This window comes from Flavobacterium esculini (assembly GCF_048284325.1).
Lineage (GTDB): Bacteria > Bacteroidota > Bacteroidia > Flavobacteriales > Flavobacteriaceae > Flavobacterium.
Map to the genome: position 1 here is coordinate 18,035 of NZ_JBLVPI010000025.1, position 9,302 is coordinate 27,336.

8 protein-coding genes are annotated in these 9,302 nt (G+C 35.5%); 1 reads left to right on the plus strand and 7 read right to left on the minus strand.

All coding sequences use genetic code 11. The annotated features are described in order from the left end of the window. Window positions 1-249: 249 nt before the first annotated feature. A complete protein-coding gene (locus tag ACNQGG_RS16570) occupies window positions 250-1,284 on the plus strand; it encodes a glutamine synthetase beta-grasp domain-containing protein (RefSeq protein ID WP_416857793.1) in 1,035 nt (344 codons plus the stop codon). An 82-nt stretch (window positions 1,285-1,366) separates the two neighbouring features. Here ACNQGG_RS16570 and ACNQGG_RS16575 read toward each other — a convergent pair whose 3' ends face one another. The 7 genes from ACNQGG_RS16575 to tgt form a co-directional block, all read right to left on the minus strand. Then, on the minus strand, window positions 1,367-2,629 hold the full coding sequence (locus ACNQGG_RS16575; RefSeq protein WP_417965847.1) for an asparagine synthetase B: 1,263 nt from the start codon (window positions 2,627-2,629) through the stop codon (window positions 1,367-1,369). Window positions 2,630-2,712: 83 nt separating this feature from the next. Continuing rightward, on the minus strand, window positions 2,713-4,257 hold the full coding sequence (gene dnaB / locus ACNQGG_RS16580; protein WP_039109213.1) for a replicative DNA helicase: 1,545 nt from the start codon (window positions 4,255-4,257) through the stop codon (window positions 2,713-2,715). A gap of 140 nt (window positions 4,258-4,397) precedes the next feature. Further along, window positions 4,398-5,351, minus strand: a complete 954-nt coding sequence (locus tag ACNQGG_RS16585) for an acetyl-CoA carboxylase carboxyltransferase subunit alpha (protein ID WP_417965849.1) — start codon at window positions 5,349-5,351, stop codon at window positions 4,398-4,400. Window positions 5,352-5,576: 225 nt separating this feature from the next. After that, window positions 5,577-5,717: a hypothetical protein gene (locus ACNQGG_RS16590; protein ID WP_417965851.1), complete on the minus strand. Its 141-nt coding sequence runs from the start codon at window positions 5,715-5,717 to the stop codon at window positions 5,577-5,579. Between the two features lie 20 nt (window positions 5,718-5,737). Continuing rightward, on the minus strand, window positions 5,738-6,622 hold the full coding sequence (locus ACNQGG_RS16595; protein WP_417965853.1) for a DMT family transporter: 885 nt from the start codon (window positions 6,620-6,622) through the stop codon (window positions 5,738-5,740). Then, entirely contained in the window at window positions 6,609-7,697 is a 1,089-nt protein-coding gene (locus tag ACNQGG_RS16600; protein WP_417965855.1) for an LptF/LptG family permease, read from the minus strand. The genes ACNQGG_RS16595 and ACNQGG_RS16600 overlap by 14 nt, the downstream gene beginning before the upstream one ends. A gap of 58 nt (window positions 7,698-7,755) precedes the next feature. Next, the gene (gene tgt / locus ACNQGG_RS16605) at window positions 7,756-8,886 is read right to left on the minus strand and encodes a tRNA guanosine(34) transglycosylase Tgt (protein WP_417965857.1); all 1,131 of its coding nucleotides are present in this window, start codon (window positions 8,884-8,886) and stop codon (window positions 7,756-7,758) included. Between the last annotated feature and the right edge of the window lie 416 nt (window positions 8,887-9,302).

The window sequence follows — 9,302 nt, forward strand, 5'->3', positions numbered from 1 at the left end:
AATTAACCATTTCACTTTTGAAGTAATAAAAATCTTAACTATTTATTAATGACTAAAAAACCAGCATTGTGAATTTAATTTTTATAGCTAATTAAAATTGCGTTTTTTTAAATATACCCCTAAAAAAATGAAGTAATGCTAAAAATTATACCTCATTAAATAAAAATTACCCCCTGATTTTACGACATCGACAAATTAATTTATATTTGCAAAAGAAAATTATCAAAAAGAAAATAAATTTATATTATTATGGCTAAAATAAAGTTAGAATACATTTGGTTAGATGGATACGAACCAACTCAAAACTTAAGAAGTAAAACCAAAGTTGAAGAACACGAAAATTTCAAAGGAACATTAGAAGAAATAGGAAATTGGTCTTTTGATGGTTCATCTACAAAACAAGCAGAAGGTGGTTCATCTGATTGTTTATTAGTACCTGTTGCTATTTATCCAGATCCTACACGTATCAATGGATACTTGGTAATGACAGAAGTTATGAATGCTGATGGTACTGCTCACTCTTCTAACGGTAGAGCTACTATTGATGATGATGGTGATTTCTGGTTTGGTTTCGAACAAGAATATTTTATTATGGATACTAAAACTTTATTGCCTTTAGGATTTCCAATTGGAGGATACCCTGCACCACAAGGGATGTACTACTGTTCAGTAGGTGGCAAAAACACACACGGAAGAGGCTTAGTAGAAGAGCACGCTGATTTATGTATTGCTGCCGGAATTAACTTTGAAGGTATCAATCAAGAAGTTGCTTGTGGTCAATGGGAATTTCAATTATTCGCTCAAGGCGCTAAAAAAGCAGGTGACGAAATATGGATTGCGAGATATTTACTAGATCGTTTAACTGAGAAATACGGTTACTATATTGATTACCACCCAAAACCATTAGGAGATACAGACTGGAATGGATCTGGAATGCATGCTAATTTCTCTAATGAAATATTAAGAACATGTGGTTCTCAAGAAGTTTACGAAAAAATATGTGAGGCATTCAGACCTGTAACTGCAGAACACATTGCTGTTTACGGAGCTTATAATGACCAACGTTTAACAGGTAAGCACGAAACTGCTTCTATCCATGATTTCTCTTATGGAGTTTCTGATAGAGGAGCTTCAATCAGAATCCCATTAATTACTGTTCAAAAAGGATGGAAAGGATGGTTGGAAGATAGAAGACCAGCATCTAACGGTGATCCATACAAAATTGCTGCTAGAATTGTAAAAACTGTAAAATCTGTTTTAATTGAAGATTCTGTTTTAGTATAAGAATCTATTTTCTAAACTTGATTTGTTTATAATTAAAGAGACTTTCCGAAAATTACTTTTCGGAAAGTCTCTTTTTTTTTTACTAAGTCTTCTGTTTTTTCTTCTTGGCTGCAGGAAACAACACATTATTCAAAATCAAGCGATAACCTGGTGAATTGGGATGCAAATCGAGAACCGTGGGCGCATCTCCCACCTGATGCTGAAAATCTTCAGGATCGTGACCTCCATAAAACGTGAACATTCCTTTTCCTTTTTCGCCATGAATGTAACGTGCTTCACCATTAAGTTCACAAGTTCCCATTACCAAAATATTCGATTTTATAAGCGATGCATCAAAAGAAGTCGTCTGTCCCATGAATCCTTTGACTAACTGCGTATGATTTTGACACAACATACTCGGAATTGGATCCCATTTTGCCGAAAATTCCATTAAGGTGAAATAATCTTTATCCATTAAAATTCTTCTTTTCGAAGTCATATCAATATCCGAAAATTCATATTGCTCCGGTCTTCTTTCTAAAATAAAATCTTTGAACACAAACGAATTATTGTAATTCATCTTCGATTGATAATTAGCATCGCTAGCATCACCGTCAAACATAGCTTCGCAAATATCCACACCATCAGCAGCCAAAGCGATATCAAAACTATCCGTTGCGGAACACATTGCAAACATGAATCCACCACCAATAACGAAGTCCCTGATTTTTTTGGCTACAGCTCCCTTTTCTTGTGACACTTTCGAATAGCCCAATTTAGTTGCTAATGCTTCGGCATCTTTCTTTTGTTCGATGTACCAAGGCGCATTTTTGTAAGCACCATAAAATTTACCGTATTGTCCTGTAAAATCTTCATGATGCAAGTGCAACCAGTCATAAAGTAACAGTTGATCACTTAATACTTCTTCATCATAAATAGGTGTAAAAGGAATTTCGGCATAAGTCAAAACCAGCGTTACTGCATCATCCCAAGGCTGTTTCCCTTTGGGTGTATAAACCGCTATTTTTGGTGCTTTTTCTAGTACTACTGTTTCCATATTTTGCGAAGGACTCGAAATTTCATCTAAAATTCTAGCTTCCTCACCATCTGAAAGGATTTCAAAACTAACCCCCCGAATCTTACATTCTTTACGTATTTCTTCGGCATCTGGCAGTAAAAAAGAACCTCCCCGATAATTGAGCAACCAACTTGCCTTGTAATTTTTATCCAAACACCAATAGGTAATTCCATAAGCCTTCAAATGATTTTGCTGCGTAGTTTCATCCATTGGCAACAAAATAAAAGAAGCTTTCACCGAAAAGGAAATAAAAATTAGTAGAATATAGAGGGACTTCTTGAAAGACATTACTGTTTTTATTTCAAAGATAACAGTTTTTAGGCGATGAAAATCATAAAAAAAATCCGCTATAGCGGATTTAAATTTATATTTTAGAACGGTACATCACTGTCGTCGTCCGGGTCATTCAAGTTACTTCCAAAAGCTTCATTAGCTGATGGCAGGTTTTTAGTAATAAAAGGATTGTCATCTTGATTCATACTCGACGGTAAGTCATCATAACCGCCACTGTAATCTTCCAGATTATCAAATTTACCCAGATGACCAATAAATTTTAAACGAACATTTTCTATACTACCATTACGGTGTTTTGCTATCATTATTTCCGCCTGACCAGCAGTTGGAGAGGCTTCGTCATCATCCCATTCATCAATTTTGTAATATTCAGGACGGTATAGAAACGATACAATATCAGCATCTTGCTCAATCGCACCCGATTCACGAAGGTCAGAAAGCAATGGTCTTTTACTGGAACCACGGGTTTCAACCGCACGCGATAGTTGAGAAAGGGCAATTACAGGAACATTCAATTCCTTTGCCAATGCTTTTAGGTTTCGGGAAATCGTCGAAATCTCCTGCTCTCTGTTTCCTCCTCCTTTTCCGTTTCCACCGGCAGTCATTAATTGCAAGTAATCGACAATGATAATTCGGATACCATGTTGGGAAACCAAACGTCTCGCTTTTGCTCTTAAGTCAAAAATAGAGAGCGACGGTGTATCGTCAATATACAATGGTGCTTTTTCTAAATTTTTAACTTTGGTACTCAATTGTTCCCATTCGTGTTTTTCCAGTTTTCCGGTACGCAATTTCTCCGATGACAAACCTGTTTCAGAAGAAATCAAACGGGTGATCAACTGAACGGATGCCATCTCTAGGGAAAATAAGGCAACTGGCATTCCGAAGTCAATGGCCATATTTCGTGCCATTGATAATACAAATGCGGTCTTACCCATTGCTGGTCTTGCCGCTATAATAATTAAATCACTTGGTTGCCAACCCGAAGTAATCTTATCTAATTTATCAAAACCTGTCGCTACACCACTCAATCCTTCTTGACCGGCAATTTCCTCGATTCGCTTTTTGGCTTGCAAAACTAAACTCTGGGCTGTTTCAGAACTACGTTTTATATTTCCTTGTGTTACTTCGTATAATTTAGACTCGGCTCTGTCCAATAAATCAAAAACATCCGTTGTTTCATCATACGATTCTTCAATAATTTCAGTAGAAATTCGAATCAAACTACGTTGGATAAATTTTTGAAGAATAATTCTGGAATGAAACTCAATATGTGCAGAAGACGATATCTTTTGCGTAAGCTGAATTAGGTAAAAATCGCCCCCGGCCAATTCTAATTTTGCATTTTTCTTGAGTTGGGCAGAAACGGTTAATAAGTCAATAGGCTGCGTTTCTGTAAACAGCTGAACGATAGCCTCAAAAATATGTTTGTGTGCATCTTTATAAAAAGCATCAGGCTGTAAAATATCAATTACATCATCTACCCCTTTTTTATCAATCATCATGGCGCCAAGCACAGCCTCTTCTAAATCGAGAACCTGCGGTTGCAATTTTCCTTTTTCAAGGCTTATTATAGTAGTTTTATCAACCTTCACAGGATTAATATTTCTGAAGTTTTCCATAGAGCGAAAGTAACAAAAATTAAAAAAATATCGGCATTGAGTTGTTACTAATAATTGTTCATAAGTAACTATTTTTTGTTTATAACCATAAAAAAATCCGAAACTGTAAGGCTTCGGATTAAATATTATTTTGTGGGATTTTACTCTCTATATTCACCCATTTTACTGTATTTGTCCATTCTTCTGGCAACTAATTCTTCTGTTGATAAGTCTTTCAATTCATTGAATCCTTTCATGATATATTGCTCTACCGTTTTGAAAGCAGTCTCTCTATCGTAATGCGCGCCACCTAATGGTTCAGGAATAATATCATCCACTAATTTTTGCTTTTTCATGTCAGACGAAGTCAATTTCAATGCTTCGGCAGCTTGCTCTTTATATTCCCAGCTTTTCCATAAAATAGAAGAACATGATTCAGGAGATATAACAGAATACCAAGTGTTTTCCATCATATATACTTTATCACCCACACCTATTCCTAATGCTCCACCAGAAGCGCCTTCACCTACAATAACAGTAATAATTGGCACTTTTAGACAAATCATTTCAAAGATGTTTCTGGCAATAGCCTCACCTTGACCTCGTTCTTCGGCTTCTAATCCAGGATATGCTCCCGGAGTGTCAATCAAAGTCAATACCGGAATACCAAATTTTTCCGCCATTTTCATCAATCGTAATGCTTTTCTATATCCTTCAGGATTTGGCATCCCAAAATTACGAAACTGACGTGTCTTGGTATTGAATCCTTTTTGTTGTCCAACAATCATAAAAGATTGTCCGTCAATTTTTCCTAAACCGCCAATCATGGCTTTATCGTCTTTGAAGCCTCTGTCACCAAAAAGTTCCAGGAATGTTTCGCCACACAAAGCACGTACGTGATCCATTGTATAAGGTCGACTTGGATGTCTTGACAATTGTACCCGTTGCCAAGCAGTCAAGTTTTTATAAATATGCCTTTTAGTTTCTTCTAGCTTTTTGTTGATTTGTTTGCAAGTATTCGTTACATCAACATCTGATTCCTGACCAATAACAAGACATTTATCTAACTGCTCTTCTAGTTCTTTTATAGGAAGCTCAAAATCTAAATATTCCATAGGATTTCTGCGTTTTTGTTTTTAATTGGAACCGCAAATATAAAATTTTAAATCGTTCAAAAAGGTAATTTTTATATTTATGTCTTAAACGGTACATTCTAAATTACGAAAATTATCCTCTAAGTGACACCTAAACTATATTTATTTTTTATTTAAACAATAACAATCAAGTACTTACAAATTAATTATGATTTACTTTTGAAATAAAAATCGGATAAAACCAAATTAGCTGATTTTTGTTTTAAACGCTTTGGACACTTCTTTTCTGCCGTTATTATTTTCTGGATTGTAGGTTTTTAGATATTCTACTTTTGGAGTTCCATCATCAAATGAGCATATTTTATTAGTGTCCGTGCGCCGCAACACGCTTCTTACTTTATGACTTTCTATCCTACATCCTTTTGATAATGCTTAATGACACCGTTTAGGATTACGGTGATTACAATTATTATAGCTCCGATGTAAAACTCAAAGCTCATTTTTTCCTTTCCGCCAAGGATGAAATAGGCCAAAACTATCCCATAAACCGGCTCTAAATTAGTCGTTAGCATTACCGTATAAGGAGTGAGTTTTTGCATGACTTTTACCGAAGCAGTAAATGCATAAGCCGTACAAATAGAAGCTAAAATTAAAATTAAAACCCAATTGTTGAATGTTAAAACAAAGAAATCCAATGTGAATTTTTGTTGAAATAAAAAGTAAACCGAAATAAAGAATACTCCCGCCAGAAACTCATAGAATGAGATTACCGAAGGATCGTGATTTTCTATCAGTTTTCCGTTCATCAGTGTAAACAAAACGCCTAGTATTATTGAAGCCAAGGCATACAACATACCGTCTAAATAATGGACTTCAACTTTCATAATCAATGCCAGTCCTGCAATGATGATAAGTCCAAAAAAGACTTCATACCAAAGTACTTTTCGACCATAAAAAAGAGGTTCCAACACCGATGCAAAAAAAGCGCCCAAGGAGAAAACCGAAAGCGTAATGGACACATTGGAAACATGAATCGCTTTGAAAAAGAATATCCAATGCAACGCAATCAATAATCCCACAAGAATCAATTTGACAAAAGATTTCAGGGGAATTCTAAATGATTTCTTTTTGAATACAATAAAAATCGATAAAAACACACTGGCAAAAAACATGCGATACCAAACTAAAGCATCGGCAGTTATAGTGATTAAAGCGCCCAAAATAGCTGTAAAACCCCAGATAAAAACAATCAGATGCAGGTTTAAATAAGACTTTAATTTATCGTTTTGCATTTCGTAATAAATAAACGGCTAAAACTCCAAAAGCAAAATTGGGTAACCAAACTGCCAACATAGGAGGAATACTTGATTTTTCGGCTAATACCCCAAAGATTTTATCAAAGAAGACAAAGGCAAACGCGAGAGCAATTCCTATCGCCAAATTAATTCCCATTCCGCCTCTGCGTTTCATAGACGAAACTGAAACCGCAATAATGGTGAGAATAAATGCCGAAACCGGAATACTGAATTTTTTATATAACACCACTAAATAGACATTGATATTAGACGAACCACGCTTTTTTTCTTTATCGATAAACTTAATCAGTTTATTCAAATTCAGTGTTTCAGCAATATATACCACAGGGGCTAAATCCTCTAGATCAAAATTAAACTTAGTATCTTTTTGAGGTGCTTTTTCAATTTTATCTCCATTTTCGCCTACCGTTCTTTTTGTATAATCAAACATGGTATAGGTTTTAGCCTTTGGATTCCATTTTATTCTGCTTGCCGAAATTTTATACACCAGTTTCTCTTTATTGAACTTTTCTAACGAAAAATTAAATGCAGTCTTTGACAAGGTATTAAAGCTGTTTACATAGATGAATTCAGTATCGCTAATTTGTCGGTATACATCCGTGTTGTCTCCCCGCATCGCTTCCTTTCCACCGGTTTTTAAATACGTATATCTAAAATTATTAAACCCTTCGCTGGCAGCGGGAACAACAAAAAATCCCATCAATAAAACAAAAACGGAAACGATAGAAGCGCCAATAATGTAAGGTCTTAAAAAACGGGTAAAGGAAATCCCCGAACTCAAAATGGCGATAATCTCCGTATTATTGGCTAGTTTTGAAGTAAACCAGATAATCGATAAAAATAAAAAGATTGGGAACAATGAATTAGCAAAATAAACCGTGAAATTATAATAGTAGATTGCAATTTCAATAAATGGAATCTTATTTTCAATCATGAAATTAATCTTCTCCGAAACATCAATAATAATCCCAATAGGAATAAACATCAACAACATAACCACAAAAGTGGCTAAATATCTTTTTAAGATGTACTTGTCAATTATTGTTAACATAGTAAAGTATAATCGGTTATTTGTTTAATCGTTTAACAGAACTAACGATTAAACATTTTTAAAGTCTCTGGCTCATATTCTTCACCATCATTTCTTTCCAAGGTCTGAAGTCGCCCGCTAAGATATGTTTTCTAGCTTCACGAACCAACCACATGTAAAATCCAAGATTATGGATTGTGGCAATTTGTTTCCCCAAGTATTCATTGGCAGCAAAAAGATGACGTAAATACGCTTTCGTGTATTCGGTATCAACATAGGTAATTCCCATTTCGTCAATAGGCGAAAAATCATCTTCCCACTTTTTGTTTTTGATATTTATCGAACCGTTAGCCGTAAACAACATTCCGTTTCTGGCGTTACGTGTAGGCATCACACAGTCAAACATGTCAATTCCAAGGGCAATATTTTCCAGAATATTTATTGGAGTTCCCACGCCCATCAGGTAACGGGGTTTGTCTTCGGGCAGGATTTCACAAACTATTTCGGTCATCGCATACATTTCCTCGGCTGGTTCCCCTACTGAAAGTCCACCAATCGCATTTCCTTGTTGATTGGAATTTGCAATATATTCTGCTGATTGTTGGCGTAAATCTTTATAACAACTTCCTTGAACAATTGGGAAAAACGTTTGTTCGTATCCGTATTTAAAAGGCTGCGTGTCTAAATGATTGATGCAACGGTCTAACCAGCGGTGCGTCATTTTCATCGACCGTTTTGCATAGTTATAATCACATGGATACGGCGTACATTCATCAAAAGCCATGATAATATCGGCACCTATGGTACGCTGAATTTCCATCACATTCTCTGGTGTAAAAAAGTGGTATGAACCGTCAATATGCGATTTGAACTTCACCCCTTCTTCCTTAATTTTTCTATTGGCCGAAAGCGAATACACTTGGTATCCTCCGGAATCCGTCAAAATATTGCGGTCCCAGTTCATAAATTTATGCAAACCACCCGCTTTCTCCAGGATTTCGGTTTGTGGTCGCAGGTATAAATGGTAGGTATTTCCCAAGATAATATCCGGGTTTATATCGTCTTTCAATTCGCGTTGATGCACGCCCTTTACAGAACCAACGGTTCCTACAGGCATAAAAATTGGGGTTTCAATCACACCGTGATCAGTGGTAACAGTTCCTGCTCGGGCTTTGGACAGCGGATCTTTTTTTAATAAATCAAACTTCATATAGGCGTTTTTCAGTGGGCAAAGATAGGTTAATTTGAAACCCCCATCAAAAAAATATTTTTCTTCCAATGAAATGAGAAATGGGGTTCCTGACAACCAAAATTTAAATACTTTTTCAGAAGAAAATTAGATAATAACATCATTTAAAAATTCAATTACCATTTGGTAAATCATTTTGGGCGTACCCTAAAAAGGTCGGACTATCCGTTGCAATCTTTTATTCCGCTGCGCTTCATAAAGGATTTCCACTGCAATCCCTCACCTTTACGTTGTATTGATAAAAATATTTAATTTAAAAATGTCCCGTCCTGAAAAAACGATACAGATTATTAGATAAAATTAAATATTAAACAGTAGCAAAAATGTTTTTGCTACTGTTTTTTGCTTTATAGGTTCTCATGTTAATTATGCTTTGA

Excerpts from the sequence above, each read along its gene's own strand:
- ACNQGG_RS16570 (WP_416857793.1), top strand. The coding sequence starts at position 250 with ATGGCTAAAATAAAGTTAGAATACATTTGGTTAGATGGATACGAACCA.
- ACNQGG_RS16575 (WP_417965847.1), bottom strand. The coding sequence starts at position 2,629 with ATGTCTTTCAAGAAGTCCCTCTATATTCTACTAATTTTTATTTCCTTT.
- dnaB (WP_039109213.1), bottom strand. The coding sequence starts at position 4,257 with ATGGAAAACTTCAGAAATATTAATCCTGTGAAGGTTGATAAAACTACT.
- ACNQGG_RS16585 (WP_417965849.1), bottom strand. The coding sequence starts at position 5,351 with ATGGAATATTTAGATTTTGAGCTTCCTATAAAAGAACTAGAAGAGCAG.
- ACNQGG_RS16595 (WP_417965853.1), bottom strand. The coding sequence starts at position 6,622 with ATGCAAAACGATAAATTAAAGTCTTATTTAAACCTGCATCTGATTGTT.
- ACNQGG_RS16600 (WP_417965855.1), bottom strand. The coding sequence starts at position 7,697 with ATGTTAACAATAATTGACAAGTACATCTTAAAAAGATATTTAGCCACT.
- tgt (WP_417965857.1), bottom strand. The coding sequence starts at position 8,886 with ATGAAGTTTGATTTATTAAAAAAAGATCCGCTGTCCAAAGCCCGAGCA.